General features: G+C 73.6%; 22 protein-coding genes. 13 read left to right on the top strand and 9 right to left on the bottom strand.

Annotated features, from left to right (window positions below; translation table 11 throughout):
• Window positions 1–44 precede the first annotated feature (44 nt).
• From J3P38_RS05195 to J3P38_RS05170, 6 genes are all read left to right on the top strand, one after another.
• Window positions 45–728 (top strand): AIM24 family protein, encoded by a 684-nt coding sequence (locus J3P38_RS05195; RefSeq protein WP_210438761.1) that lies wholly within the window; start codon window positions 45–47, stop codon window positions 726–728.
• 305 nt (window positions 729–1,033) lie between these two features.
• Window positions 1,034–4,387, top strand: a complete 3,354-nt coding sequence (locus J3P38_RS05190; protein ID WP_210502884.1) for a sensor histidine kinase — start codon at window positions 1,034–1,036, stop codon at window positions 4,385–4,387.
• A complete protein-coding gene (locus tag J3P38_RS05185; RefSeq protein WP_210438759.1) occupies window positions 4,384–4,815 on the top strand; it encodes a roadblock/LC7 domain-containing protein in 432 nt (143 codons plus the stop codon). The genes J3P38_RS05190 and J3P38_RS05185 overlap by 4 nt, the downstream gene beginning before the upstream one ends.
• Before the next feature lie 13 nt (window positions 4,816–4,828).
• Window positions 4,829–5,197 carry a DUF742 domain-containing protein gene (locus tag J3P38_RS05180; protein WP_210438758.1) on the top strand — a complete coding sequence of 123 codons (369 nt, stop codon included), beginning with the start codon at window positions 4,829–4,831 and terminating at the stop codon, window positions 5,195–5,197.
• The gene (locus J3P38_RS05175; protein WP_056906137.1) at window positions 5,178–5,774 is read left to right on the top strand and encodes a GTP-binding protein; all 597 of its coding nucleotides are present in this window, start codon (window positions 5,178–5,180) and stop codon (window positions 5,772–5,774) included. The genes J3P38_RS05180 and J3P38_RS05175 overlap by 20 nt, the downstream gene beginning before the upstream one ends.
• Before the next feature lie 4 nt (window positions 5,775–5,778).
• Window positions 5,779–6,594 carry an ABC transporter substrate-binding protein gene (locus J3P38_RS05170; protein ID WP_210502883.1) on the top strand — a complete coding sequence of 272 codons (816 nt, stop codon included), beginning with the start codon at window positions 5,779–5,781 and terminating at the stop codon, window positions 6,592–6,594.
• Window positions 6,595–6,674: 80 nt separating this feature from the next.
• Here J3P38_RS05170 and J3P38_RS05165 read toward each other — a convergent pair whose 3' ends face one another.
• A complete protein-coding gene (locus J3P38_RS05165; RefSeq protein WP_210502882.1) occupies window positions 6,675–7,811 on the bottom strand; it encodes a calcium:proton antiporter in 1,137 nt (378 codons plus the stop codon).
• A 24-nt stretch (window positions 7,812–7,835) separates the two neighbouring features.
• Entirely contained in the window at window positions 7,836–8,843 is a 1,008-nt protein-coding gene (locus J3P38_RS05160; protein ID WP_307807731.1) for a GTP pyrophosphokinase, read from the bottom strand.
• Between the two features lie 99 nt (window positions 8,844–8,942).
• On the opposite strand from J3P38_RS05160, the gene J3P38_RS05155 reads away from it, so the two are divergent.
• Window positions 8,943–9,584, top strand: coding sequence for a hypothetical protein (locus tag J3P38_RS05155; protein ID WP_210502880.1), 642 nt, complete (start codon window positions 8,943–8,945; stop codon window positions 9,582–9,584).
• A 56-nt stretch (window positions 9,585–9,640) separates the two neighbouring features.
• Here the strand turns inward: J3P38_RS05155 and J3P38_RS05150 are convergent, their stop codons facing one another.
• Window positions 9,641–11,005, bottom strand: coding sequence for a phosphodiester glycosidase family protein (locus tag J3P38_RS05150; RefSeq protein ID WP_210502879.1), 1,365 nt, complete (start codon window positions 11,003–11,005; stop codon window positions 9,641–9,643).
• Window positions 11,006–11,106: 101 nt separating this feature from the next.
• Between J3P38_RS05150 and J3P38_RS05145 the strand changes: the two genes are divergently transcribed.
• Window positions 11,107–12,366 carry a site-specific DNA-methyltransferase gene (locus tag J3P38_RS05145; RefSeq protein WP_307807730.1) on the top strand — a complete coding sequence of 420 codons (1,260 nt, stop codon included), beginning with the start codon at window positions 11,107–11,109 and terminating at the stop codon, window positions 12,364–12,366.
• 74 nt (window positions 12,367–12,440) lie between these two features.
• Here the strand turns inward: J3P38_RS05145 and J3P38_RS05140 are convergent, their stop codons facing one another.
• Window positions 12,441–13,574: a glutamate--cysteine ligase gene (locus tag J3P38_RS05140; protein WP_210502878.1), complete on the bottom strand. Its 1,134-nt coding sequence runs from the start codon at window positions 13,572–13,574 to the stop codon at window positions 12,441–12,443.
• Window positions 13,575–13,653: 79 nt separating this feature from the next.
• Here J3P38_RS05140 and J3P38_RS05135 point away from each other — a divergent pair, with 79 nt between their 5' ends.
• Complete coding sequence (locus J3P38_RS05135; protein ID WP_307807729.1) at window positions 13,654–15,054, top strand: threonine/serine exporter family protein; 1,401 nt, start codon at window positions 13,654–13,656, stop codon at window positions 15,052–15,054.
• Here J3P38_RS05135 and J3P38_RS05130 read toward each other — a convergent pair.
• The 5 genes from J3P38_RS05130 to J3P38_RS05110 all read right to left on the bottom strand — a co-directional run bounded on the left by J3P38_RS05130 (window position 15,032) and on the right by J3P38_RS05110 (window position 19,873).
• Window positions 15,032–15,598 carry a DUF402 domain-containing protein gene (locus tag J3P38_RS05130; RefSeq protein WP_210502877.1) on the bottom strand — a complete coding sequence of 189 codons (567 nt, stop codon included), beginning with the start codon at window positions 15,596–15,598 and terminating at the stop codon, window positions 15,032–15,034. The genes J3P38_RS05135 and J3P38_RS05130 overlap by 23 nt on opposite strands.
• A gap of 380 nt (window positions 15,599–15,978) precedes the next feature.
• Window positions 15,979–17,415 (bottom strand): sensor histidine kinase, encoded by a 1,437-nt coding sequence (locus J3P38_RS05125; protein WP_210502876.1) that lies wholly within the window; start codon window positions 17,413–17,415, stop codon window positions 15,979–15,981.
• Window positions 17,412–18,131, bottom strand: coding sequence for a response regulator transcription factor (locus J3P38_RS05120; protein ID WP_210502875.1), 720 nt, complete (start codon window positions 18,129–18,131; stop codon window positions 17,412–17,414). Before J3P38_RS05120 ends, J3P38_RS05125 begins: the two co-directional genes overlap by 4 nt.
• 168 nt (window positions 18,132–18,299) lie before the next feature.
• The gene (locus tag J3P38_RS05115; protein WP_210502874.1) at window positions 18,300–19,457 is read right to left on the bottom strand and encodes an RNA polymerase sigma factor; all 1,158 of its coding nucleotides are present in this window, start codon (window positions 19,455–19,457) and stop codon (window positions 18,300–18,302) included.
• An 11-nt stretch (window positions 19,458–19,468) separates the two neighbouring features.
• Window positions 19,469–19,873, bottom strand: a complete 405-nt coding sequence (locus J3P38_RS05110; protein WP_210438748.1) for a YciI family protein — start codon at window positions 19,871–19,873, stop codon at window positions 19,469–19,471.
• 163 nt (window positions 19,874–20,036) lie between these two features.
• On the opposite strand from J3P38_RS05110, the gene J3P38_RS05105 reads away from it, so the two are divergent.
• The 4 genes from J3P38_RS05105 to J3P38_RS05090 all read left to right on the top strand — a co-directional run bounded on the left by J3P38_RS05105 (window position 20,037) and on the right by J3P38_RS05090 (window position 26,667).
• Window positions 20,037–20,465, top strand: a complete 429-nt coding sequence (locus J3P38_RS05105) for a hypothetical protein (protein ID WP_210438747.1) — start codon at window positions 20,037–20,039, stop codon at window positions 20,463–20,465.
• A 72-nt stretch (window positions 20,466–20,537) separates the two neighbouring features.
• Entirely contained in the window at window positions 20,538–24,413 is a 3,876-nt protein-coding gene (gene hrpA, locus J3P38_RS05100) for an ATP-dependent RNA helicase HrpA (RefSeq protein ID WP_210502873.1), read from the top strand.
• Between the two features lie 9 nt (window positions 24,414–24,422).
• Window positions 24,423–25,016, top strand: a complete 594-nt coding sequence (locus J3P38_RS05095; RefSeq protein WP_307807727.1) for a hypothetical protein — start codon at window positions 24,423–24,425, stop codon at window positions 25,014–25,016.
• A gap of 211 nt (window positions 25,017–25,227) precedes the next feature.
• A complete protein-coding gene (locus J3P38_RS05090) occupies window positions 25,228–26,667 on the top strand; it encodes an extracellular solute-binding protein (protein WP_210502872.1) in 1,440 nt (479 codons plus the stop codon).
• Window position 26,668: the final 1 nt, after the last annotated feature.

The raw sequence follows: 26,668 nt of genomic DNA, 5'->3' as shown, positions 1-26,668 counted from the left end.
CGCGGACCGCGGGCCGACCGGCTCGCCACGACGAGGGGGGAACCATGCGCAGCGAGCTGTTCGACCAGGCCAACGAGGAGAACCCGACCGCCGAGCGGTTCAGCCTCCACCACCGCAAGACGCTGCGAGTGGTGCTGGGCGAGCCCGTGCTCGCGGCCAAGGGGTCGATGGTCGCCTTCCAGGGCCAGGTGTCCTTCGAGCACAAGTCGGCCGGCTCGCTCGGCAAGATGATGCGCCGCCTGGTGACGTCGGAGGACACGCCGCTGATGACGGTCTCCGGCCAGGGCGAGGTGTTCTTCGCCGACACGGCCAAGGACGTCTTCCTCGTCCGGCTCGAGGGCGACGGGCTCTCGGTCAACGGCAGCGCCCTGCTGGCGATGGACGCGACGCTGGACTACGACGTCCACCGCGTCAAGGGCGCCGGCATGATGAGCGGCGGCATGTTCAACACCCTGGTCCAGGGAACGGGCACCGTCGCGCTGACCAGCGACGGGCAACCCCTGATCCTCGACTGCTCGCAGTCGCCGACCTACGTCGACATCAACGCCGCCGTCTGCTGGTCGGCCAACCTGGTGCCGCAGGTCGTCAGCTCGATGAACATGCGCTCGATGCTGCGCGGCGGCACCGGCGAGGCGTTCCAGTACGCGTTCCAGGGGCCCGGGTTCGTCGTCGTCCAGCCGTCCGAGGGCCCGGTCGTGCCGCCGCACAGCCACGGGTCCGCCGGCTGAGCGCGCGCCCGCCCGACACGGCGCAGGCAGCTCGCCGGCAGGTCGGCCTCGTCCGCGCGTGACGGACGGGTCGTGCCGGCGTGCCTTCCCGGTGTTCCGGGTGCGCTCGTCTGCGGGGTCGCCGCAGCCCGAAGGGGTGGTGCTGAGCGAGCGGCCCGGGCCTCGCGCGACACCTTCCCTTACACCGTCGCGACACAGTTCTGCGAAAACGCCACGGAATGTCGCGGCAATCCTTAAGTTGAGTCTGCTCCGGTCCCCCGGCGCGCTTTCGACGTCGCAGCAGCTCACTCTCACGCGAGGCACACATGACTCAGGATGCAGCCCAGCCCCGGAAGGGCGCGGCCCTCTCGGTCGCCGGTTGGCCGCTGGGCCGCAAGATGGCCCTGGCCCTGGCGATCCCGCTGCTGCTCGCCGCCGTCCTCGGCGGGCTGCGCGTGGCCGGCGACTACGGCGACTCGCGCCAGGCTGCCCGGAGCGCCCAGCAGGTCGCCATCCTCCAGCCGGCCATCGACTACCTCACCGCCGCAGAGGCCGCGATGGTGGCGGCCCAGTCCGACAGCGCCGCCAGCCAGGGCGACCTCATCGACTCCATCGACGACATCTCGACCAACGCCGAGAGCCTCGCGCAGGTCCGTGACCAGGCCGACCTCGACGAGCTGCAGACGGCACACGTGAACGCGCTGCTCGACCTGAGCCAGGCCATGCGCGGCGAGGGCGCGGAGAACCTCGGCCCGGCCACGTGGATCGCCCTGGTCCGCCAGCTCGAGTCGAGCGTCTCGCAGCTCATCACCAGCGTGAACGCCGCCCAGGAGACCCCCGAGCCGCGCCTCGAGCAGCTCTCCCAGGCGATGAGCGGCCGCCTGTCGCTGGCGCTGCAGCAGGGCCTGCTGGCCTCGACGCTGTCCCAGTCCAGCTCGCAGGAGCTCTTCTCCGAGATCGGCGTGGAGGCGGCGGCCATCGACCGTCTCGCGGGCTCGGTCGAGGGCGCCGAGGCCGAGACGGCCGAGCTGCGCACGCAGAACACCCGCCACGCCGGGCAGATCCGCGACGACGCCGCCACGGACCTCGACGGCCGGGACGCCTACGCGCCCTACGACGCGATCACGACGACGCTCGTCAGCGGCGTGAGCGAGTCGCTCGACGAGGCCGCCTCCGACGCCCAGCGCAACGCCCTCGTCGGCGCGGTGCTGACGCTGCTGGCCCTCGCTGCCGCGATCGCGCTCGCCTTCTTCATCGCCCGCAGCCTCCTCGGCCCGATCGGCAAGGTCCGCGAGGGCGCGCTCGCCGTGGCTCGCCACCGCCTGCCCGACGCCGTGGCACGGATCCGGGCCGGCCAGGAGCCCGAGCCGATCAAGCCGATCGAGGTCACCACCAACGAGGAGATCGGCCAGGTCGCCCGCGCGGTCGACGACCTCCACCGCCAGGCCATCCACCTCGCCTCCGGCGAGGCGCAGCTCCGCCAGACCGTGAACGCGATGTTCGTGACGCTGTCGCGCCGCTCGACCTCGCTGGTCAACCAGCAGCTCGCGCAGATCGAGCGCCTCGAGCACGACGAGGAGGACCCCAAGCGCCTCGAGTCGCTGTTCCGCCTCGACCACCTCGCCTCACGGATGCGTCGTACGGCCGACTCGCTGCTGATCCTCGCCGATGCCCCGAACCGTGCGGCCGGGCAGTTCAGTCTCACCGTGGGCGAGGCCCTCCAGGCCGCGACCTCCGGCGTCCAGGACTACCAGCGCGTGCAGATCCTGTCGCACCTCACCACCCGCGTGGGCGACGAGGCCGCGGCCGACGTGGTCCACCTGCTCACCGAGCTCGTCGACAACGCGCTGACCTTCTCGCCGCCCGCCGAGCCCGTGCGCCTGGCCGCCAAGCTCGGCGCCGAGGGCGTGACGGTGACGATCACCGACGCCGGTCTCGGGGTGCCGCCGGCCGAGCTCGAGCAGCTCAACCGCGACCTCCAGCACGGCGCCGAGGCCACGCCCGACACCGCTCGTCGCATGGGCCTGTTCGTGGTGTCCCGCCTCGCCGAGCGCCACGGCATCCACGCGCACCTGTCGCGCAACCCCGGTGGCGGCATGACGGCGACCGTCCTCCTCCCGCCGGCGGTGCTGCCCGACCTCGCGCAGACCGGCGCGCCCGCGCCGGCGAGCAGGTCCGTCGCGGCGCCGGCCCCGAGCACCGAGGTGCTGGAGACCGGCTCGCTCGCGACCCCGGTGCTGTCGAAGCGCGAGGCCCGCAACCTGGCCCGCACGCAGAAGGCGGAGGCCAAGGCCGCCGAGCGCGCCGCCGCGGCACAGGCCAAGGCCGCGCAGAAGGACGCCGCCGAGGCGAGGGCCGACCGCGCGGAGGCCGACCTCGAGCCGCTGCCGACCGACTCCGCCGCCGCCGCGCCTGCGCAGTCCCAGCCCGTCCCGCCTCACCAGGCGCAGCCCGCCCCGGCCCAGCCGGCCCCCGCTGCCCCGGCCCAGGCCCCGGTGGCGCCGGCAGCTCCGGCTGCGGCGTCGGCCCCCGTGCCGACGCCCGACCGTCCGCCGCTCGGCGGCCTCCTGCCGCGCCGCGACCCGGGCGCCAACATGCCCCGCACGGGTGCCGAGGCGTTCCTGCCCCCGGAGACCTCCGGCGCGACCGGTCCGCTGTTCGGCAGGCGCGAGCAGCCGGCCGCAGCGGCAGCCGACGGCGACGCCGCCGCGGCGCCGCGACCGGCCGAGAAGGTCGCCCGCGTCGTCCCCATCACGGCCCTGGCCTCGCGGCAGCGGGCGCAGGCCGAGCAGGAGGCGAGGATCGGTGACGCCGGTCCCGAGCCGACGCAGGAGCCGACGCCGGAGCCGGTGGCCGAGGCCGGGCCCGTCGAGGAGCAGGTCGCTCCCGTCGAGACCGCCCGGGCGTACGCGCCGCTGTCCGACCCCCTGTCCGACCCGCTGTCCGACCCGCTGCCCGCCGACGCGTTCGACGAGCCCGCGGCGCACGTGACGCCCGAGCCCGAGGCCGCGCCGGTGCGCGAGCCCCGGCCGGAGCCCGCCGCCGAGGTGGCCGCCCCGGTCGAGCCGGCGGCAGCACACCGGTTCGAGGAGCCCGAGGTCGAGGTCGACCACGACGACCCGCTGGGCCTCGGCGCGCCGTTCCGCCGCCCCGAGCCCGTCGTCCGCGCGCCGGAGCCGGTCGTGGCCCCCGAGCCGCAGCGCTCGTACGACGCCCCCGCCGCGTACGCGGCCGACAACGGTGCGACCGCGGTCAACGGCCTCGACGGCCTCGACGGGCTCGACGGCCTCAACGGCACGTACGGGTCCGCCGCCTCGAACGGCTCCAGCAGCTCCGAGGCGCAGCCCGCCCGTGCCGAGTCGCCCATCTTCAAGTCCATGCGCTCGGGCTGGCTCAGCGGCGACGCGAGCGAGATCCGCGAGACCGAGGTGGACCGCGGGTGGGAGATCGCCGAGCAGGTCGCCGAGGAGTCGCCGGCCGTCGAGTCGACGCCCGTCGGTCTTCCCCGACGAGCCCCGGGGGAGCGCCTCGTCCCCGGTAGCGTCACCCCGCCCACGGCAGCCAAGACGCGTGACCCCGAGGCCATCCGTCGCCGGCTCCAGGCCCACACCGCGGGCGTGTCCCGCGGTCGACGAGCAGCCAGAAGTTCCACTCAGCACACGGAAGCAGGCCCCGCATGACGCACGAATTCTCCGCCGCCCCCGCCAGCACCACTGACGACCGCGACCTCGACTGGGTGATGTCGCGCTTCGTCGACGACGTGCCCGACGCCGCGCACGCCATCCTCGTGTCGGCCGACGGCCTCCTCATGGCCTCGAGCACCAGCATCCCCGGTGAGCGCGCCGAGCAGGTCGCGGCCGTCTCCTCCGGGCTCGCCAGCCTCGCGGTCGGCGCCGCCCGCCTCTTCGAGGGTGGCTCGGTGATGCAGACCATCGTCGAGATGGAGATGGGGTTCCTCATGCTGATGAGCGTCGGTGACGGGTCGAACCTCACCGTGCTCACCACCGAGGAGGCCGACATCGGGCAGGTCGGCTACGAGATGGCCCTCCTGGTGGACCGCGTGGGACGTACCGTCGAGGCCCAGGCCCGCGTCGGTACGAGCGGCTGACCGGTCCCGTGCCGTGACGCCGCCACTCGACCCGGAGGACGAGGACTACCGCCCCCGCCTCATCCGGTCCTACACCATCACGGCTGGTCGGACGGCCGCCACGGTCGACCTGGCCATGGAGGCGACGCTCCGCCTCCAGCCCGGTGCAGAGGCGCCCGTCCTCACTCCCTCCGCCGCGCAGGTCCTCGAGGTCTGCGACCGGCGCTCCGTGGCCGAGGTGTCGGCCCTCACCAAGATGCCGATCGGCGTCACCCGGGTGCTGCTGGGTGACCTGATCGACCAGGGCCTGATCCGCATCCAGGCCACCATCACCGAGAAGACGTCGACAGATGAGCGTCTCGAGCTCATCGAAAGGACCCTCCGTGGACTTCGAAACTACTAAGGCACAGCGTGCGGCTGCGTCGACGAAGATCGTCATTGCGGGCGGCTTCGGCGTCGGCAAGTCGACGCTGGTCGGCGCCGTCTCCGAGATCGACCCCCTGCGCACCGAGGCACTCGTGACCAACGAGTCCGAGGGCGTGGACGACCTCGCCGCGGTGCCGACCAAGGCCACCACCACGGTCGCCATGGACTTCGGCCGCCTCACCCTGGCCGAGGACCTGGTCCTCTACCTCTTCGGCACCCCCGGCCAGCGTCGGTTCTGGTTCATGTGGGACGACTTGTGCCGCGGCGCCATCGGCGCCATCGTGCTGGTCGACGTCGCGCGGCTCGACGAGTCGTTCTCGCCGCTGGACTACTTCGAGTCCAAGGGCATCCCGTTCATCGTCGCGGTCAACGAGTTCGACGGCGTCCCGCGATACCCCGCGGAGGAGATCGCCGCCGCGCTGGCGCTGCCCGCCGACGTCCCGATCATCAGCCTCGACGCCCGCGACCGCGAGCAGGCCAAGGGTGCCCTCGTGAAGATCACCGAATACGCCCTCATGCGACTGCGCGAGTCGCTCACCGTGAATGCGAACTGACGCCATGACCCGTTCGATCCTGCGCACGAACCCGGCCCGCGTCGCGGCTGCCGCCCTGTCCTCCGTGGCTCTGCTGGCCACGCTGAGCGGCTGCGGTGGCAGCGCGCAGGGCCAGGAGGCCGACTCCCTGAGCGAGGTGTCGCTGGTCTTCGGCGGCGCGCTCACCGTCTGCACCGACATGCCCTACGAGCCGTTCGAGTACCTGAAGGGCGGCAAGCCCACCGGGTTCGACATCGACCTGGTGCGCGAGGTCGCCGAGGACCTCGACGCCGAGCTCGACGTCGTCGACGTGTCGTTCGACGACATCACCTCGGGCGAGTCGCTCAACAGCGACGTCTGCGACCTCGCCATCTCGGCGATGACGATCACCGGTGAGCGGGCCCGCGTGCTCGACTTCTCGAGCCCCTACTTCGACGCCAAGCAGGCGCTCATCACGCCGCGCGGCTCCGGCCTGGACGAGCTCGAGGAGCTGGCCGGGCAACGCGTCGGCGTCCAGAAGGAGACCACCGGCGAGACCTACCTGAGCGACTTCGCCCCGGAGACCACGCAGGTGCGGGCGTACGACGACGCGGCCGGCCTGCAGGCCGCCCTCGACGCCGGCGAGCTCGACGCCGCGATGCTCGACAACACCGTCTCCGGCCAGTTCGTGGCGGACAACCCGCGGCTGAAGACCGCCCGGGAGTTCGACACCGGCGAGCAGTACGGCATGGCGGTGAAGAAGGACGGCAACATCCCGTTGTTGCGCACCATCAACAGCGCGCTCGCCGACCTGCGCGAGGACGGCACCTACGACAAGATCTACGCCAAGTACTTCGGCTGACCACCGCTCCGACGCCGGTCCCGGGCCCACGCCCGGGGCCGGCGTCGTCGTGTCCGGGCCCCGTGGGCGACCGGCGCGGGCTACGGGGCGATCGTCAGGAACAGGAACGACGCGAGCAGGACCAGGTGGACGCCGCCCTGCAGCGGCTTGGCGCGACCCGGGACGACGGTGAGGATCGCGACCGCGGCGGTGAGGGCCAGCAGCACCGTCTGGAGCTGGTTGAGGCCGAGCTCGAGCGGGCCGTCGAGCCAGATGCCGGCGACGGCGATGGCGGGGATCGTGAGCCCGATCGACGCCATCGCCGACCCAAGCGCCAGGTTCAGGCTCACCTGCACGCGGTTGCGGGCCGCCGCGCGGACCGCCGCGATCGTCTCGGGCGCGAGCACCAGCAGGGCGATGACCACGCCGACGACGGCCTGCGGGAAGCCCAGGGCGGCGACGCCCGACTCGATCGCCGGGGACTCGATCTTGGCGAGGCCGACGACCGCCACGAGCGAGACGACGAGCAGGACGAGGCTGCCGAGGGCGGCGCGGTTGCTCGGCGGGTCGGCGTGGCCGTCGTCGTCGAGGTCGACCGGCTCGTGCTCGAAGGAGTCGCCGCCGCCGGCCGACGTCACCACCGGCGAGTGCTGCCCGTGGCTGACCGGCAGGAAGAAGTCACGGTGCCGGATGGTCTGGGTGAAGACGAACATGCCGTAGAGCGCCAGCGACGCGATCGCGGCGAACGCCAGCTGCGCTCCCGTGAACTCCGGGCCCGGCTGCGACGTGGTCACCGACGGGACGACCAGGCACAGCACGGCCAGGGCGATGACGGTGGCCAGCGCGGCGCCGGTGCCCTCGGGGTTGAACACGGCGAGGTGGTGCTTCAGGGCGCCGACCAGCAGCGACAGGCCGACGATGCCGTTGACGGTGATCATCACCGCCGCGAAGACCGTGTCGCGGGCCAGGCCGGAGGCGTCCTTGTCGGCGGTCACCATGAGCGTGACGATGAGGCCCACCTCGATGATGGTCACCGCGACCGCGAGGACCAGTGAGCCGTACGGCTCCCCGACCCGGTGGGCGACCACCTCGGCGTGGTGGACCGCGGCGAGGACCGCACCGACCAGCAGCACGGCGAGGACGCCGAGGACGATCCCCTCGGGGTGGGTGAACCAGGCCGGCACCAGCGCCACGGCGGCCAGGACGGGGGCGACGGTGGTCCACGACGGCCGGCTCATGGCGCCCACCCTAGGGGCCGCCTCCTACCGCGGGTCGCGGCTCTCGGGCGTGGTGAGCTTCTCCATCCGGGCCCGCAGGAGCGGCACGCGGTGCCGGTTGCCCTCCAGGGTGACGTACTGCTCGCCGAAGATCGCCAGCAGCGCGTCGTCCAGCCGGCGCACGGCCCCCGCCGGGTAGCGGTAGCCCATCCGGCGGATCACCGCGTCGGCGTCGACGGAGGTCAGCAGGTCGGCGAGGTCGTCGACGCTGTCGATGCCGAGCTCGGCGAGCAGGCCCGCGATCCAGTCGTAGTGGTCGGTGTGCGACCAGCCGGCGTCGCTGTAGTGCCCGGCGAGGAACGTCGCGAGGTCCTGGCCGACGATGTGGTCGGCCTCCGGCTCGGCGGCCCGACCCGGTGCGGCCGCCTGGATCCGCTCGCGGATCGTGGCGAACTCCCGGTCGGCCAGCTCGATCAGGCCGGCGGCAAGCGTGAAGCGGCGGTCGAGGTCGGCGGCGGCGTCGTCGGGGACATTGCCCTTGTAGCGGATGTCGTGCTCGAACTCCGCCCAGGCGTGCTGCAGCACGGTCCGCACCTGCACGCTCGCCCGCTCGCTCGCGAGGTCCTCGTGCCCGTCGTCGCCGGCCCGGACGAGCAGGTGGCGGCTGGCGTAGCCGAAGCGGCCGGAGCGTGCGGTCTCCTCGCCGAGGTCGCGGTCGTCGAGAATGACGAGCTCGTCGTCGAGCAGCTCGGCGACGGCCGCGACGTCGCTGTGGACGTAGGTGATCACGCGGACGCCGACCTGGTCGGTGATCTGCTCGAGCGGATCGGGGTAGAGCAGGCGTCCCTCGACGGTGCGGTTGGCCTTCGCCGCGAACGACGCCACGCTCTTGGTGCGGCCGGTGACGCTGAGGTAGTCGATGCCCGCGTCGTCGAGCAGCGTCCGGATCCGGGTGACCCACGCCGCGGTGGCCGTGGCGATCTGCGGCTGCCGCGCGGCGTACGCCCGCACGGCCTCGCGCACCGGCTCCGCCGGGACCCCTGCCTCGCTCACGGCGCACAGCCTGCCAGTCCGGCCCCGCCCCGTCGACGCGGCGTCCGCAGCCGAGCCCGCAGGAGGGAGCCGGCGAGGCATGGCTGCCGTCCAACGGCCATGCGCACCTCCACGGACACCTCCACGGACACCTCCACGGACAGCTCCTCGGGCACCTTCCTGCGCCGCTCGGGCGCCCGTCCCCGCCCGACCCCGGCGCGCGTCGTCGGCCCCGTCCTCGGGCTGGCGCTGGCCGCCGGGCTGACCGCCTGCGGCTCCGACGGCGGCTCCGCCACCGACCCGGCGGGCTCGAAGGGGGCGTCGAGCCCGGCCGGGACGTCGTCGGAGTCACCGTCCGAGTCACCGTCCGGGACGCCCACTGCCGCGCCGGTCGCCCCGGCGACGATCCCGGCCACCGGCACCGCCGGCGTCACCGAGGCCGTGGTGGTGGACGCCACCGAGGGCGGCGGGTCGCCCTCGACGCTGGCGTTCGCCCTCGACGGCGACCGGGCCGTGCAGGACTTCGTCGTCGGGCTGCAGAACGGGCTGCCCGAGAAGGTCGCGTCGGCGGTCGCGGAGGTCGAGGGGCCGGGCGCGACGCCCTACGGCGCCGTGGCGGCCACCGGGTGCGAGCCGCCGCGCAGCGTGACCGTCGACGCCGGCGAGGCCGGCTTCGAGGTCGTCGCGCAGCTGCCGAAGAGCACGGTGCAGTGCCTGGCGCCGGTCACCTACGTCGTGGTGTTCGCGGCGCCGGACGCCTGAGCCGCCGCCCCGTCCGCCGGGTCGTCGCTGGATCTTCCTCGGGTCGTCCCGTCCGGTCAGGGCGTCGGCGTCGTGGTGGGGGGCACCGGGGTGGGGGTCGGCACGATCGGGACCACCGGCGGCAGCTCGGCGTGGTAGACCACCCCGAACGCGTTGGGCACGAGGCGCTCGCCGCCGTCGGAGGGCTCGTTGACCACGCCCATCTCGCCGGTGCCGGTGCGGCTGTACATCGCCGAGGAGCCGCCGCCGTCGAGGTTGATGGCGTTCTCCGCGCCGAGGGCCGTCATCATGTCGGCCAGCTCGACCATCGTGTACCCGCGGCTGGCCGAGGAGCGCCCGTCGACCACGAGGATGAACAGCTGGCGGCCGTCGGCGTCGATGCCCACCGCGGTGCGCGGGTGCGCGATGGTGTTGTTGATGACGGTGCGCACGCCGTTCACCAGCAGCGGCCGGTCACCGCTGATCGCCACCGTGGGCCGGCCGCCCTCGATGCGCTTGGACAGCGTGATCTTCTTGCCGCGCTTGAGGGTGGCCAGCTTGCCCGCGGCGCTGCCCGTGCCGACGAGCACCCGCTCCTCCTTGTGGATCTTCCGGCCGCTCGACAGCTTGGGGCGGTTGGAGACGACGCGGTTGTTGCGCAGGACCACCTCGCGGGCGCGCTTCTTGCCCGAGGTGACGCGGTAGCCCTCGGTGCGGTGCCAGTCGGAGGTGAAGACCCCGATCTGGCCCGCCGGGATGCGCGGGTGGTTGATGCCGCTGACGGTCCACGCCCTCCGCTGCCTGATCGTGTACTGCAGGCTCAGCGGCCCGACGTGCGGGCCCGAGTCGTCGAACCACAGCGTCGAGTTGACGCCCGGGATCCAGCCCTCGCGGGAGCCACCGAGGATCCCGCGCTCCCGGTTCACGGTGACGCCCAGCGGGGCGTCGGTGTTGCCGATGTCGAAGAAGTCGCCGTTGATCGCCGCGAGCGCGTCGTTCCAGCCGCCGAGCTGGCTGACCTTCTTGCGGCTGGTGACGTAGGTGGGGGAGAGCTCCTCGAACGTGATGTTCGCGGCGTCGAGGTCGACCGTCACGAGGTTCATCCGGACCTGCCCGACCGGCTGCCGGCCGTCCACCTGGTCCCACTCGCGCAGCACGACGCCGGGCGCGATCTGGTAGCTGACGTCGTTCCGCACCTGCGCCGTGCGGCCCCGGGCGCTCACCGGGGGCCCGACCACGACGCCCGGCTTGCCGTCGGAGGTCTGGTTGCGGCCGCGGTACCCGCTCTGGGTGTCGTACGCCAGGCTCCGGCCGCGAGCGTCGCCCGCGTCGGCGGCGGAGGGGCCGGCACCGACGTTGAGGGCGAGGCCGGCGACGAGCACGCCGGCGGTGGCGACGGTCAGCGGTGTGGCGGTCAGGAGGCGGCGCGTGGAGGAAGGCACGCGCTCCAGAGTAAAGGACGTCGTGGGACTGGTGGGACAATTGATGCTCGGGGCCGGTCGGTCCGTCGCCGGGCTCCTCCCCAGCGCCTAGGCTGCCGTCCGTGCCCGACCAGCCCGCGCCCGCAGCCGGCGGTGCGGAGGGTGCGGCCGGCGGTCCGGCGGACGAGCTGGCGCGAGGCCGGGCCTGGAACACCTTGCACGTCGGCGACAACCTCGACGTGCTGCCGCGGCTCGCGCCGGGGTCGGTCGACGTCGTCTACACCGACCCGCCCTACAACACCGGCAACGACTTCGCGTACGCCGACCGCTTCCGCGACGGCTCCCACGCGGACCCGTACGCGGGCCGGCACGCAGCCTGGACGGCGATGATGCGCCCCCGGCTCGACGCCGTGCGCGAGGCGCTCGCCCCGCACGGTGCGGTCTTCGTCAGCATCGACGACAACGAGGTGGCGCACCTGCGGCTGCTGATGGACGAGGTGTTCGGCGAGGCGAACTTCATGGCGCAGGTGGTGGTCAACCTCAACCCCAAGGGACGCCAGCTCGGCCGCGGCTTCGCCACCAGCCACGAGTACGTGCTGGCCTACGCCCGCCACCTGCCGGGCTGCGCCGTCGACGGCAGCAGCGCGGAGTCGGTCGACGAGGCGGACTTCCCCCTCACCGCCGCCGACGGCCGCCGGTTCCGCTACCTGCCCCTGCGCAACACCAACAAGAAGTTCAACCCGCTCACCACGCCGACACTGCACTTCTCGCTCCACGGCGACCCCGGGACCGGTCGGGTCTCGACCACCGCGTTCGCCGGCAGCGTCGAGCTCACGCCCGTCTTCGGCGACGGCCGGCCGGCGGTGTGGCGCTGGTCCCGGGCCCGGGTCGACGAGCGCCCCGACGACCTCGAGTGCCGGGTGATCCGTGGTCGCTCCGGCGAGCGTGCCGACGTCTTCCAGCGGGACTGGCTCCACCGGGAGGGCGGTCGACGCAAGAAGCTGCGCACCATCTGGCTCGCCGAGGAGATCGGCTCGACGGACACCGCCGTCGCCGAGCTCAAGGCGCTGGTCGGTCACGTGTTCGAGTCGCCGAAGCCGACCGGCCTGGTGCGTCGGATCCTCTCGACGCTGCCCGGCGACGTCGTGGTGCTCGACCCGTTCGCGGGAAGTGGCACCACCGGCCACGCGGTCGCCCTGGCCAACGCCGCCGACGGCGGCACCCGCCGCTGCATCAGCATCAACTCCGCGGAGCCCACCCGCGAGGGCTCGAACGCCGGCCTCGCGGGCCTCGCCACGGTCGCGGACATCACCCGCGCCCGGCTGGCGGCGGTGGCCGAGCAGGTCGGCGGAGGCCTCGAGGTGGACCCACCGCTCCCGTGACGCGGAGGCCGCGGCGCGAGGCGTGAGGTGCGTGCCTCCCCGCGGCCAGCGACGACGGCGCGCGGTGCGGCGGGTCAGGCCTTGAGGGAGTGCTCGAGCTCGTCGACGAGCGCGTCGACGACGGCGACCAGGTCGCCGCCCGACTCGTGCGCGACGGCTCGCTGCCGCTGGTAGGACGCCCCGCGCGTGGGGATGTCGGCGACCGCGCGCAGCTCGGCCTCGCAGCCGAGCCGCCGTGCCACGGGCGAGAGCCGGTCGAGGAGGTCGGCGAGGTCGTCGGTGACCAGCCGCTCGCGGTTGCGGTCGTCGAGGATGACGATCGCGTCGAGGCCGTAGCGCGCGGCGCGCCACTTGTTCTCCTGCACCTGCCACGGCGCCATCGTGGGCAGGTCCTCGCCGGCCGCGAGCCGGGTGTCGAGGTCGACGACGAGGCAGTGGACGAGCGCGGTGAGCGCGGCGAGCTCGCGCAGGTCGGACATGCCGTCGCAGACCCGGTGCTCGAGCGTGCCCAGGTGCGGCGCGGGCCGCAGGTCCCACCGCACGTCGGCCATCGAGTCGATGATCCCCGTCGTGGTCTGGTCCTCGATGCACTTCTCGAACTCGGCCCACGTGTCGAAGGCGAACGGCAGTCCCGCAGTGGGCAGCTGCTGGAACATCAGCGCCCGGTTCGAGGCGTACCCGGTGTCCTGGCCGGCCCAGATCGGTGAGCTCGCGGACAGCGCGAGGAGATGGGGGTACGTCGTCAGCATCGACGCCAGCACCGGCATCACCCGGTCCCGTTCGGGCATCCCCACGTGCACGTGGACGCCCCAGATCAGCATCTGGCGGCCCCACCACTGCGTGCGGTTGATCAGCTCGGCGTAGCGGTGGCCCTCGGTGAGCTGCTGGTGCGACCAGTCGGCGAAGGGGTGCGACCCGGCGCCGAGGAGGTCGACGCCGAGCTCGCGGGCGGCGGGGGCGACGACCGCCAGCGTGCTGCGCAGGTCCTCGGCCGCCTCGCCGGCGGTGCCGCAGATGCCGGTGACGACCTCGATCGTGTTGCGGAGCAGCTCCTTGTGCAGCCGGTCCGGGGTGTCCAGCCGCCCGGCCGCCAGCTCGTGGAGCTCGGACGCGACGCTGACGAGGTCCCGGCTGGCGCGGTCGACGAGCGCGAGCTCCCACTCCACGCCGAGGGTCGGTCGCTCCGACGCGTGGAAGTCGATGCGCATGCGCCGAGTCTAGGGAGCGCCGCCTCGGGCGGGATCACCCCTGTGACGGAACCTGTCCCGCCTTTGCCACCATGGACAGGTGGATCAGCACGACCGGACCGACCAGCACGACGACGAGCGCGAGGCAGCGGCCGAGCGGGCCCGTGAGGTCCACCTGACGATGGACCTGTGCCTGCGCATCGGCGAGATGCTGCTGTCCTCGGGCGCCGGGGCGGCCGACGTGACGGCGACGATGCGGTCGGTCGCCGACCACCTCGGGCTGCGAACGGCGGAGATCGACGTGACGTTCACGGCGCTGTCGATGAGCCACCAGGGCCCCGGCGACGACGTGCCGACGCTGATGATGCGCCACGTCCAGCAGCGCGACATCGACTACGAGGACCTGACCGCGGTCGACCACCTTGTGCGCGACGTCCTCACCGACCGGGCGGACCTCTACCTCGCGCGCTCCCGGATGGCCACGATCGTCTCGCTCGGGCACGCCTTTCCGCGGTGGGCGGTGACCGTCGCCTGGATGGTCATGGCCGCTGCGGTCGGCGTCTTCCTCGGCGGCGGTCTGGTCGTCTCGGCCGTCGCGGCGCTCGCCGCGGCCCTCATCGACCGCGTGCAGCTGGTGCTCGCCCGGCGCCGGCTGCCGTTCTTCTACCTCCAGGTGGCCGGCGGGGCGATCGCGACCCTCCTCGCCGGCGCCGTCGCCGCGTCACCGGTCGACGTCGACCCGTCGCTGGTCGTGACTGCCAACATCATCATGCTGCTCGCGGGGATCGGCCTGATGGGCGCGGTCCAGGACGCCCTCACCGGCTTCTACCTCACCGCGAGCGCACGCCTGATCGAGGCGATGATGGCGACCGCGGGGATCATCGCCGGCGTCGCGCTCGGCATCTCGGTCGCGGAGGCCGTCGGCCTCGGGCTCGGCGACCTGGTGCCGGGTGCGGCCCGCGGCGTGTCGGACCTCCCTACGATCCTCGGCGGCGCGGCCGTGTCGGCCGCCGCCTTCAGCGTCGCGTCGTACGCGCCGCGCCGCGCGGTGCTGCCCATCGCCCTCACCACCGGCGTCGCGGCGCTGATCTCCCAGGCGGTCGCGCTGGCGGGGTTCGGCCGGGTCGCCTCGGCCGGTGCGGCGGCCCTCTTCATCGGCCTGGTGGCGTACGCCGTCGCGGGGCGGGTGCGGGTGCCGCCCCTGGTCGTCGCCGTGCCTGCGATCGTCCCGTTCCTCCCGGGACTCTCGATCTACCGCGGGCTGGCGTTCCTGTCCGACGGCGGCCCCTTCGTCTCGCAGGGCATCTTCGCGCTGATGACCGCGATCTCGGTCGCCATCGCTCTCGCCTCGGGCGTCATCCTGGGGGAGTACGTCGCCCAGCCGCTCAAGCGGGAGGCGCGCCGGCTGGAGAACCGGCTCTCCGGCCCCCGCCTGGTCGGCCCCTTCCGCGCCCTGACCCGCGCGGAGCGGCGGGCCCTCAGGAGGACGGGGAGCGAGTGAGCCGGGTCAGCTCGGCGAGCCACCGGCGGTGGGCGCCGTCGAACGGCGGCAGCCCCGCGCGGACGGCCCGGACGAGCTCGTCGCAGCTGGCCTGCGCCTGCTGGACCACCTCGGCGGGGTAGCCGAACGCCACCTGGTGCTCGGCGAACTCGTCCTCGTCGTCGACGAAGACCTCACCGGGGCCGGCGACCCGCCCCGGCGGAGGCGCGGCCGGCACGCGGGACATGCGGATCACGTCGAGGTCCAGGTCGACGGCCCGCAGCACGTCGCCCTCCCAGGTCGGTGGGGTGGTGATGTCGACGTAGAGGTCGCACCAGACGCCCGGCTCGTGGAAGGTCGCGACGTACCAGCGGCCGGCCGGCACCAGGGTGACGGCGTCGACGTCGGAGCGGAACTCGTAGCCGGGCCGGTGGTTGTGCGTGCCCTCCGGGAAGCCGAGCCAGTCGCCGTGCTCGTCGGACCCGAGCAGGATGCCGGAGAACCGCCAGTGCGGACGGTCACCCCACTTGGTCATCTCGCAGCGGATCGGGGTGCCGGGCTCCATGCGTCATCTCTACCAGTCGGCGTCGGCGGCGAGGGGAGGTGGACGGTGACCGTCGTGTCGCCAAGCCGGCTCTCGAGCGCCACCCAGACGCGTCGAGTAGGCGCACGTGTCTCGTGATCTCGCGTCGAGTCGGCGCAGATGTCCCGAGCCCTCGCGTCGAGTCGGCGCAGATGTCCCGAGCCCTCGCGTCGAGTCGGCGCAGATGTCCCGAGCCCAGGACGTCGACGCCGACTCGACGGAATGTGGCGGCACACTGGCGCCCACTCGGCGGGATGTGGCGGCACACTGGCGCCCACTCGACGCGATGTGGCGGCACACTGGCGCCCACTCGACGGGATCTCGCGGGACACGGGCGCCGCGTCGACACCCGAGGCCGGCGGTCAGGAGGCGCGCGCAGGCAGCGTGACGGTGACCGTCGTGTCGCCGGGCCGGCTCTCGAGCGCCACCGAGCCGCCGTGGGCCGCCACGATCGCCTCCACCAGCGAGAGGCCGAGGCCTGCGCCGCCCCGGCTCCGGGCGGCGTCGCCGCGGGTGAACCGCTCGAACGCGTGGGGCGCGAGGTCGGGGGCGAACCCCGGCCCGTCGTCGTGGACGCTGAACCCCGCCGTCGTGCCGGACACGGTCACCGTGCTGCCCGGCGGGGTGTGCTTGCGCGCGTTGGTGAGCAGGTTGGTCGCGACCTGGTGCAGCCGCGCCTCGTCGCCGGTGACGGTGATGGGCTCGTCGGGGAGGTCCAGCCGCCAGGAGCGCTCGGCGTCGAGCACCCGGGCATCGTCGACGGCCTCGAGCAGGAGCCTCGACAGGTCGACGGGCCGGCTCTCCAGCGGCCGGCCGGCGTCGAGCCGGGCCAGCAGCAGCAGGTCCTCGACCAGCGCGGTCATCCGCGCGGACTCGGCTTCGACCTTGTCGAGCGCCGTGCCACCGGTCTCGGGACGTCGGCGCGCGAGCTCGGTGTACCCCGCGATCGTCGCGAGCGGGGTGCGCAGCTCGTGGGAGGCGTCGGCGACGAACTGGCGCACCTGCTGCTCGCTGCGGTGGCGGCGGCCGAGCGAGTCCTCGACGTGGTCGAGCATCGCGTTGAGCGCCGAGCCGACCTGGCCGATCTCGGTGCGCTCGTCGGTGAGCCGGTCGGGCACCCGCGCGGCCATGTCGATCTCCCCGGACGCGAGCGGGAGCTCGGCCACGCGGTGGGCCGTCGCGGCGACCTCCCGCAGCGGGGCCAGCTGGCGGCGCACGACCCAGGTGCCGACGCCGGCCGCGGCCAGCACGCCGAGGAGGGTCGCGAGCAGCTCGAGGCGGACCAGGTCGGCGATCGTACGCGTGACGCCGGTGGTCGGCAGTCCGACCACGATCCAGCCGCCCTCGCCCTGGTGGCACACCACGCGGTAGCTGCCGAGGCCCGGCACGCGGAGGGTGGCCGGCTCGTACTCGGCGTAGGGCATGTCGTCGTGGAGGGCGTCGAGCTGGCGCTGCGACAGCGGCTCGGCGACGCTCCAGCTCTCGTCGTCCCCCTCGGTGCGGACCGCGCCGGTGGCCTCGCCCTGCTCGGGCAGGACCGCCACGAGCGCCCCCTCGTACTGCCGGGAGATGTCGCGGAACGGGTCGAAGCCGCTGCGTCCGTCGCCGTCGGGCCGGCCGCGGGGGGAGTTGACGGTCTTCACGAGCGACTCGGTGGCCTGGGCGTCGAGCTGCGTCTCGAGGTTCTGCTTCATCGCCAGGGTGGTCGCGGTCCCGATGAGGAGGGCCGTCACCGCGACCAGCAGCACCGCCACGGCCACCAGCCGGGCGGTGAGGGTCGCCGGGAGGCGCAGCCTCATGGGGCCGGCTTGAGCACGTAGCCGGCGCCGCGCATGGTGTGGATCATCGGCTCGCGGCCGGCGTCGACCTTCTTGCGCAGGTAGGAGATGTAGAGCTCCACGACGTTGGCCTGCCCGCCGAAGTCGTACTGCCAGACCCGGTCGAGGATCTGCGCCTTGCTGAGCACCCGCCGCGGGTTGCGCATGAGGAAGCGCAGCAGCTCGAACTCGGTGGCCGTGAGGGTGATCCCGGTGCCGGCGCGGTGCACCTCGTGGCTGTCCTCGTCGAGCGTGAGGTCGCCGACGACCAGCACGTTGCCGGCGTCGGCCTGTGCGGCGGTGCCGGCGCGGCGGATGAGGCCACGCAGCCGGGCCACCACCTCCTCCAGCGAGAACGGCTTGGTCACGTAGTCGTCGCCGCCCGCCGTCAGGCCCGCGATCCGGTCCTCGACGGCGTCCTTGGCGGTGAGGAAGAGCACGGGCACGTCGCTGCCGTCGGCGCGCATGCGGCGCAGCACCTCGAGGCCGTCGAAGTCGGGCAGCATGATGTCGAGCACCACCGCGTCCGGGCGGAAGTCGCGGGCCGCCGCCACCGCCTGGGTCCCGCTGTGCGCCATCCGGAGGTCCCAGCCCTCGTAGCGCAGGGCCATCGCGAGGAGCTCGGCGATGTTGACCTCGTCGTCGACGACCAGGACGCGCACGGGGGAGCCGTCGTGGCGGGCGAGCTGCTGCTGCATGGACAGCATCCTGCCGAGTCTTGCTGTGGGTTTCCTGTGCGCGGCCTGTCCTGCGAGTCAGCGTGCCGCGCCGGCGGGGCGCGCCAGTCGGCTCGTCGCCACCAGATAGCCACCCGAGCGCAGTCGCCAGGACGCGCAGCGTCACGAGCCCCTACGCATCCGGTCGACCTAGCGCCGGTTCAGCCGCGCCGCCTGCTTGGTCAGGTGGGTCCGCTCGGCGACGTTCGTCGCCAGTCGGGCGGCCTCGGCGTACAACCTCGCGGCCGCCGCGTGCTCGCCCGCCTTCTCGTGGAGGTACGCCGACGCCGCACGGTGGCGCGGCAGGTCGGGGTCGACGTCGGCGAGCGCGGCGAGACCGGCACGGGCGCCGTCGGCCTCGCCGACCGCGACCGCCCGGTTGAGCCGGACGACCGGGCTGCCGGTGAGTGCCAGCAGCTCGTCGTACCACTGCACGATCTGCACCCAGTCGGTCCCCTCGGCCCTCCGCGCGTCGGCGTGCAGCGCCGCGACAGCGGCCTGGAGCTGGAACTCGCCGCGCTGCTCGCAGGCCAGCGCCGACTGCAGGACCGCGACCCCCTCCTCGACGAGGGCGGTGTCCCACAGGCCGCGGTCCTGGTCGGCGAGGGGTACGAGCGTCCCGTCCGCGCGGGTCCGGGCTGGCCGGCGCGCGTGGTGCAGCAGCATCAGCGCGAGCAGCCCGTCGGTCTCCGGGTCCGCGGCGAGCGTGGCCAGCTGCCGGGTCAGCCGGATCGCCTCCGCGGCGAGGTCGACGTCGCCGGTGTAGCCCTCGTTGAAGACGAGGTAGAGCACCCGCCGCACGGTCGCGAGGTCGCCCGGCTGGTCGAGCGACTGGCCCGAGACGGTCTTCTTGGCCCGGCTGATGCGCTGCGCCATCGTCGCCTCGGGCACGAGGTAGGCCTCGGCGACCTGCCGCGTCGTCAGGCCGCCGACCGCGCGCAGGGTGAGCGCCACCGCCGACGCAGGGGTGAGCGCCGGGTGGGCACAGAGGAAGAAGACGCGCAGGGTGTCGTCGGCGTCCTCGGTCGGGCCCACCTCCGGCTCGGCGTCGACGGCGAGCTCGCGCCGCTGCCTGGCGGTCTCGGACCGCACGGTGTCGATGAACCGGCGCCACGCCACCGTGACCAGCCAGCCCTTGAGGTCGCGCGGCTGGTCCGCCGCACCGTCGCCGAAGGTCCGCCACGCCTCGACGAGGGCGTCCTGGACGGCGTCCTCGGCCGCCGCGAAGTCGGCTCCGCGGCGGACGAGGACCCCGATCACCTGCGGCACCAGTGGCCGCAGCGTCGCCTCGTCGAAGGCGTACGACATCGTCGTCGCTGTCAGTCGGTGGCCGTCGGCGCGCCGTAGAAGGGCCGCACCTCGAGCCACTCGTGGATGGGCTTGCCGTCCTTGCCGGGCGCCAGCGAGAGCTCCGTGGCGAGCTCGACGGCCCGGTCCCAGCCGTCGACGTCGATGACGTACCAGCCGGCGATGAGGTCCTTGGTCTCGGCGAACGGGCCGTCGGTGACCGCGGTCCTCCCCTCGGCGTCGGCGCTGACCCACGCCCCGGTCGGCGAGAGGGCCTGGGCGTCGACGAGCTCGCCGTTGGCCTCGAGGCGCTTGCCGAACTCGTCCATGAACGCCATGTGGGCATCGACCTCCTCGGGGCTCCACTGGTCCATCGGCGCCTCGTTGAGCGGGGTCGGCGCGCCGCGGTAGTGCTTGAGGAGGAGGTACTTCGGCATGTCGGTCTCCTTGGTGAGGTGCAGCCCATTGTGGCCGCCTCCATTCCGGGGACGGAGTCCTGCGCCAGTTCTCGACATCGCCCCGCAGGAACCCTCGGAGGTCTGGGCGGACACAGAGGTCACGCACAGTCCCGGCACAGCAAGCCGGACCACGCTCGCTCCCATGAACGACGACCAGCAGGCCGCTCCCCGGCCCGACGAGACCCAGCCGGTGCGTGCCGCCGGCCCCGCCCCTCGAGAGTCCCCCCGCGTCGCCGCAGAGACGCCGGCCGAGGCGCCTCCCGGCCGCCGCCGCTTCCGCGAGCGGCTGCGCTCCCTGCGGCGCTCCGACGGCAACCGGACGTTCGGCCTCGCCGCCCTCCTCGCCTCCGCTCTCGCGGGCGTCATCGTCGGCGGGCTCGGCACGGCAGCGGTGCACGCCGTCACCCACGACGGTCCCCGGGACCACGGCGGCTGGGTGCACCGCGACGACCGCGCCCCCGGGCCCGACGGGCGAGGCGGCATGGAGCGCGGCCCGCGCGGCGTGCCCGGGCAGCTGCCGCCCACCACACCGCCGGAGGGCGAGGGCTCCGACAGCGGCTCGAGCTCCTGAGCCCGGTCCCGGCCGGTCGGCGCCGGCCGGGACCGCACGCCGCGGCGAACCCGGTTGCCGGGGTGGGTGAGAATGGCGTCCGTTGTGAAGATCACCTACCCGCCCGAGCTCCCGGTCTCCGCCCGCCGCGACGACATCGCCGCGGCGATCCGCGACCACCAGGTCGTCATCGTCGCCGGCGAGACCGGCTCGGGGAAGACCACGCAGCTGCCGAAGATCTGCCTCGAGCTCGGCCGCGGCCTCGGCCGGGCCGGAGGCGGCGGGCTCATCGGGCACACCCAGCCCCGCCGGATCGCCGCGCGCTCGGTGGCCGAGCGGATCGCCGACGAGCTCGGCACCGAGCTCGGGGACGTCGTGGGCTACCAGGTCCGCTTCACCGACCGCACCAGCCGCGCGAGCCGGGTGAAGCTGATGACCGACGGCATCCTGCTCGCCGAGCTCCAGCGCGACCGCGACCTCCGCGCGTACGACACGATCATCATCGACGAGGCCCACGAGCGCAGCCTCAACATCGACTTCCTCCTCGGCTACCTCAAGCGCCTGCTGCCGCGCAGGCCCGACCTCAAGGTGATCATCACCAGCGCCACGATCGACGTGGAGCGCTTCGCCGAGCACTTCGGGGCCCCGGTCGTCGAGGTGTCGGGACGCACCTACCCGGTGGAGGTCCGCTACCGCCCGCTCCTCGAGCTCCCGGAGAGCGACGAGGAGGGCGAGGCCGTCCAGCGCGACCAGACCGAGGCGATCGTCGACGCGGTCCGCGAGCTGTCGGCGGAGGGGCCGGGCGACGTGCTGGTCTTCCTGCCGGGCGAGCGCGAGATCCGCGACACCGCCGACGCGTTCGAGGCGCTGCGCAGCGACCGGCTCGAGATCGTCCCGCTCTACTCGCGGCTCAGCGCCGCCGACCAGCACAAGGTGTTCTCCAGCCACCCCTCCACCGTGCGCCGCGTCGTGCTGGCCACCAACGTCGCCGAGACGTCGCTGACCGTCCCCGGCATCCGGTACGTCGTCGACACCGGCGTGGCGCGCATCAGCCGCTACTCGGTGCGCACCAAGGTGCAGCGGCTGCCGATCGAGCCGATCAGCCAGGCGTCGGCGAACCAGCGCTCCGGCCGCTGCGGCCGCGTGTCCGAGGGCATCGCGATCCGGCTCTACTCCGAGGAGGACTTCCAGGCGCGCCCGGAGTTCACCGACCCGGAGATCCTGCGGACCAACCTCGCCAGCGTGATCCTCCAGATGGCCTCGCTCCGGCTCGGCGACATCGCCCGCTTCCCCTTCGTCGAGCCGCCGGACCGCCGCAACGTCAAGGCGGGCACCGACCTGCTCGAGGAGCTCGGCGCGGTGTCGACCGCCCCCGAGCCGGGACGTCAGGAGGATCTCCGGCCCCGGGCGGGGAAACCCATGACGTCCCGCTCCGGCGTCCGTCTGACGAGCGTCGGCAGGCGCCTGGCCCGGCTCCCGATCGACCCCCGGCTGGGCCGGATGATCCTCGAGGCGGAACGGCTCGGCTGCCTGCGCGACGTGGTCGTCATCGCCGCCGCGCTGTCGATCCAGGACCCGCGCGAACGGCCCGAGGAGCAGCGTGCGCAGGCCGACCAGCTGCACGCCCGCTTCAAGCACGACACCAGCGACTTCCTCACCTGGCTCAACCTCTGGCGCCACCTCAAGCAGCAGCAGCGCGAGCTGTCGTCGAGCGCCTTCCGCCGGATGTGCAAGCGCGAGCACCTCAACTACCTCCGCATCCGGGAGTGGCAGGACTACGAGTCCCAGCTGCGGCAGGTGTGCAAGGAGATGAAGCTCGACCTCGGACGGACGGGCAGCAGCGAGGGGGGAGCGGCGTACGACGAGGACGGCATCCACCAGGCGCTGCTCTCGGGCCTGCTGAGCCACGTCGGAGCGCTGGAGGGGCGCGAGAAGCCCCGGCCGGGGGAGCGCAGGCCGATGCGGGAGTACCTCGGCGCCCGCAACGCCCGCTTCGCGATCTTCCCCGGCAGTGTCCTCAAGGGCCGCAACCCCGACTTCCTGATGAGCGCCGAGCTGGTCGAGACCTCGCGGCTGTGGGCCCGGCAGAACGCCGCCATCAAGCCGGAGTGGGCCGAGCGGTTGGGCGCCCACCTGGTGAAGCGGACCTACTCCGAGCCGCACTGGTCGCGCAAGCGTGCCGCGGTGATGGCCCGCGAGCGGGTGACGCTGTACGGCGTGCCGCTGGTGGCCGACCGCCTCGTGTCCTACGGCAAGGTGGACCCGCCGCTGGCTCGTGAGCTGTTCATCCGCCACGCGCTGGTGCAGCGCGAGTGGGACTCCCGGCACCGCTTCCTCGCCCACAACGCGCGGATGCTGGAGGAGGCCGAGGAGCTCGAGCACCGGGCCCGGCGCCGCGACATCGTCGTCGACGAGGAGACGCTCTTCGAGTTCTACGACGCCCGCGTCGGGGCCGAGGTGGTCAGTGGGCAGCACTTCGACCAGTGGTGGCGGCGCGCCCGGCAGAAGACGCCGGACCTGCTGACCTTCGACCCCACGATGCTCACCCACGACACCGCCGCCGAGGTGCGCGCGCACGACTTCCCGACCGAGTGGCACGACAGCGACGAGGCCGGGCTGACCTTCCCGATCAGCTACCACTTCGAGCCGGGCGCCGCCGACGACGGGCTCACCATCGAGGTGCCGGTCGCGACCCTCAACCGCATCGACGCCGACGACTTCTCCTGGCTGGTCCCCGGGCTGCGCGAGGAGCTTGTCACCGAGCTGATCCGCTCCCTGCCCAAGAACCTGCGGGTGGCGATGGTGCCGGCGCCCAACACCGCGCGGGAGTTCCTCGCCGCGACCCCGCCCGGAGCCGAGCCGCTGCTCGACGCCCTCGAGCGCTTCGCGCGCAGCACCCGCAGCCTCGTCATCGACCGGGAGGCCTGGGACTGGTCCAAGGTTCCCGCCCACCTCCGCCCCACCTACCGCGTCGTCACCGAGGAGGGCGCGGAGGCGGCCCGCGGCAAGGACCTCGACGCCCTCAAGGAGCCGCTGCGGCCCACCTTCGAGCAGGCGATGGCCGACGTGGCCGCCGACTCCGGGGTCACGGCGACCGGGCAGGTGTCGTGGACCTTCGGCACGGTCGAGGAGTCGTTCGTGCAGCGCCGCGCCGGCCACGAGGTCCGAGGCTTCCCGGCCCTCGTGGACGAGGGCTCCACCGTCGGCCTGCAGGTGCTGGCGACGCCCGACGAGGCCGCGGCGCACCACCGCCTCGGCGTACGGCGCCTGGTGCTCCTCGCGCTCGGGCCGATGCCGCCGGTGGACGACGTGCTCGCCGGGGCGGGGCTCGACCAGCGCGCCCGGCTGGCGCTCGTCGGGTCGCCCTACCCGTCGGTCGCCGAGCTCCTCGACGACGTCCGCGCCGGGATCGTCGGCGAGGTCGTCGACGCGCGGCCCACCGTGCGCGACGAGGACGCGTTCGCCGCGGTGGTGGCCGCCTCCCGCGACGCCGTGGCCACCGGCCTGGGCGCGGCCGTCCACGACCTGATGCGGGTGCTGGAGGCGTGGCGGACGACCGACCGGGCGATCTCCGGTCGGGCCGACCTGGCGACGCTGCCGGCGCTCACCGACATGCGCGCCCAGGTCGGCCGCCTGATGGCGCCCGGCTTCGTCGGTGACGCCGGCGTGTCGCGGCTTCGCGACTACCCGCGCTACCTCGCCGCGGTGACGTACCGCCGCGAGCGGCTCGACTCGCAGGTCGCGCGCGACCGCCAGCTGATGGACCAGGTCGCCGGCCTGCAGGAGGCGTGGCTGCACGCGGTCGCCGCGCTGCCCGACGGCCAGCCGGTGCCCCAGCACCTGCGCGACTCGCGGTGGCTGCTGGAGGAGTACCGCGTCTCGCTGTTCGCCCAGCAGCTCGGCACCCGCGAGAAGGTCAGCGACCAGCGCATCCGCAAGGTGATGGGGACCGCGACCCAGTCGACCTAGGCTGGTGCGGTGAGCGATCGCCCCCACCACCGACCGATGACCCCCGGCGACGGGTTCTTCGCCGAGATCGCCGGCGGCGCCGACCCCGCCAGGGTCCGCGAGGCGGGTGACCTCGCCGCGACGGTGCTGGTGCGCGGCGCGCGCGACTCCGACGACCCCGCCCTGGCCGAGCGCATCGTCCACCTCGCCGAGACCGAGGGCCTCGAGACCCTCGCCGAGGTGTGGTCGGGTGCGCCGGCCGACACGCTCGCCGGGAGCCTGTGGCGGTTGTTCGTGCTGCGCTCGTGGGTGTACGCCGACCCCGAGCGGGTGGCGGCCGAGTACGAGGCCGGCCAGCGTCGCGTCGACGTGGCCCGGGTCGTCGCCGGCGTCGCCGACCCGCCCGGGCCGCGCGAGCTGCGCACCATGGTCGACGACGTGCTGCGTGGCATCGCGCGCGGCGACTTCGCGGTCACGCTCTTCCGCGCCTCCGCCTTCGCCCGCATCGTCGCCGCCGGCCGCGCCGGCCTCGAGTCCTCGCACGAGGAGGTGTCGCGGATGCTGGTGCTGTCGGAGCAGCTCGAGGCCGCTGGTCACGAGGAAATCCGGCACACGCTGGGCTGAGGTTTTACAATGGTCCTGAGTGCGTCGGGCTGTGGCAGCCCCGGGTCCCAAATGAAGCCGCTACGAGCGGCCACGCGCCGTGAGGCGCTCCCGGTCCGGCGCACTCCCAGCTTCCGGCGCTCCGCGCCGTCGCGTCCCCGGCCGCTCGTCGGGGCGCTGTCGCCGGGTCCGCGCACCTCGACCCGTGGACGCGACCGTTAGGGTCGCCTGCGTGCGTGCCCTGTTCCCCGCCCGTGCGGGCCGTTCCCTCCGTCGACGCGCGGTCGCGTCGTGCGCCCTGGCCCTGGCCCTGACGACCGCGGCGTGCACCGGTGACGCGGAGCCCGAGCCGCGCCCCACCAGGTCGCCCGATCAGGGCCAGTCGAGCCCGAGCGAGCCGCGCCGGATCACCTTCGGCGCCTACGGCACCGAGGAGGAGGTGGCGGCGTTCCAGAGCGTCGTCGACTCGTTCAACGCCTCCTCGACGACCCGGCAGGTCGCGCTCAAGTCGTGGCCCGACCACGAGTCGGCCCTCGCCGACGTGCTCGCGGGCGAGGCCCCGGACGTGTTCCTCACTTCCCGCATCGACCTCGGCCAGCTGGTCGAGGCCGAGGCCCTCCAGCCGGTCAGCCTGCTGCTCGACGAGCGGGGCGTCGACTTCGGCGACCGCTTCTCGCGCGACGCCGTCGACGCCTTCGCGATGGACGACGAGCTCCAGTGCATGGCGTACTCCGTCTCGCCGATGGTCGTCTACTACAACACCGAGCTCGTCGACTTCGACAAGATGGAGCGGCGCGGCCTCGACGTGCCGACGGCCGACGAGGAGGGCCTGCGCGACCGGTGGACGCTCGCGGAGTTCGGCGCGGCCGCACAGTTCGCCGCACGCCGCGGCGACCGGCGCGGAGTCTGGATCGACCCGACCCTGCAGGGCCTGGCGCCCTTCATCTACTCCGGTGACGGGCAGGTGTTCGACGACGAGGACGAACCCACCTCGCTCGCCTTCTCCGACGACGACACCCGCGAGGCGCTGAGCGAGACGCTGGCGATCCTGCGCGACCCGACCCTCACGCCGACCAACGCCCAGCTCGCCCGGGCGACACCGGTGCAGCTGTTCAAGCGCGGCGAGCTCGCGATGGTCGCCGGCTTCCGCAACCTCGTGCCGGAGCTGCGCGAGGCCGAGGGCCTGGACTTCGACGTGCTGCCGATGCCCACGCTCGACAGCCGCGCGACGGTGGGCGACATCAGCGGCCTGTGCCTGTCGGCCGACTCCGAGTTCACCGGCGACGCCGCCGACTTCATCGCCTACGCCGTGTCCGACGCCGCCATCTCGACCGTCGCGGCCACGGGCTACATCGTGCCGGCCAACACCCAGGTCGCCGCCTCGCCGGAGTTCCTCGCGCCCGAGGAGGAGCCGGCCAGCTCCATCGTCTTCAACGCGAGCATCCGCTACATGGTCGTGCCGCCGTTCATCGACCAGCGCGTCGAGCTGGTCGAGGCGGTCACGCCGCTCCTCGAGAGCCTCGTGACCGCGCCGGGCGTGCTGGACCTCGAGTCGACCACGGAGCAGATCGACGAGGTGTCGCGCACCGTGCTGTCGCCGGAGGGCGAGGAGGAGCCCGGCTCCGAGGACCCGGACCCGTCGGAGACGTCGAGCGAGACGCCGGGGGAGTAGC

Source organism: Nocardioides xinjiangensis (assembly GCF_017916455.1).
Taxonomy (GTDB): Bacteria; Actinomycetota; Actinomycetes; order Propionibacteriales; family Nocardioidaceae; genus Nocardioides; species Nocardioides xinjiangensis.
The sequence above is the reverse complement of the archived record's forward strand: the minus strand, read 5'-3'. Positions and strand labels throughout refer to the sequence as shown.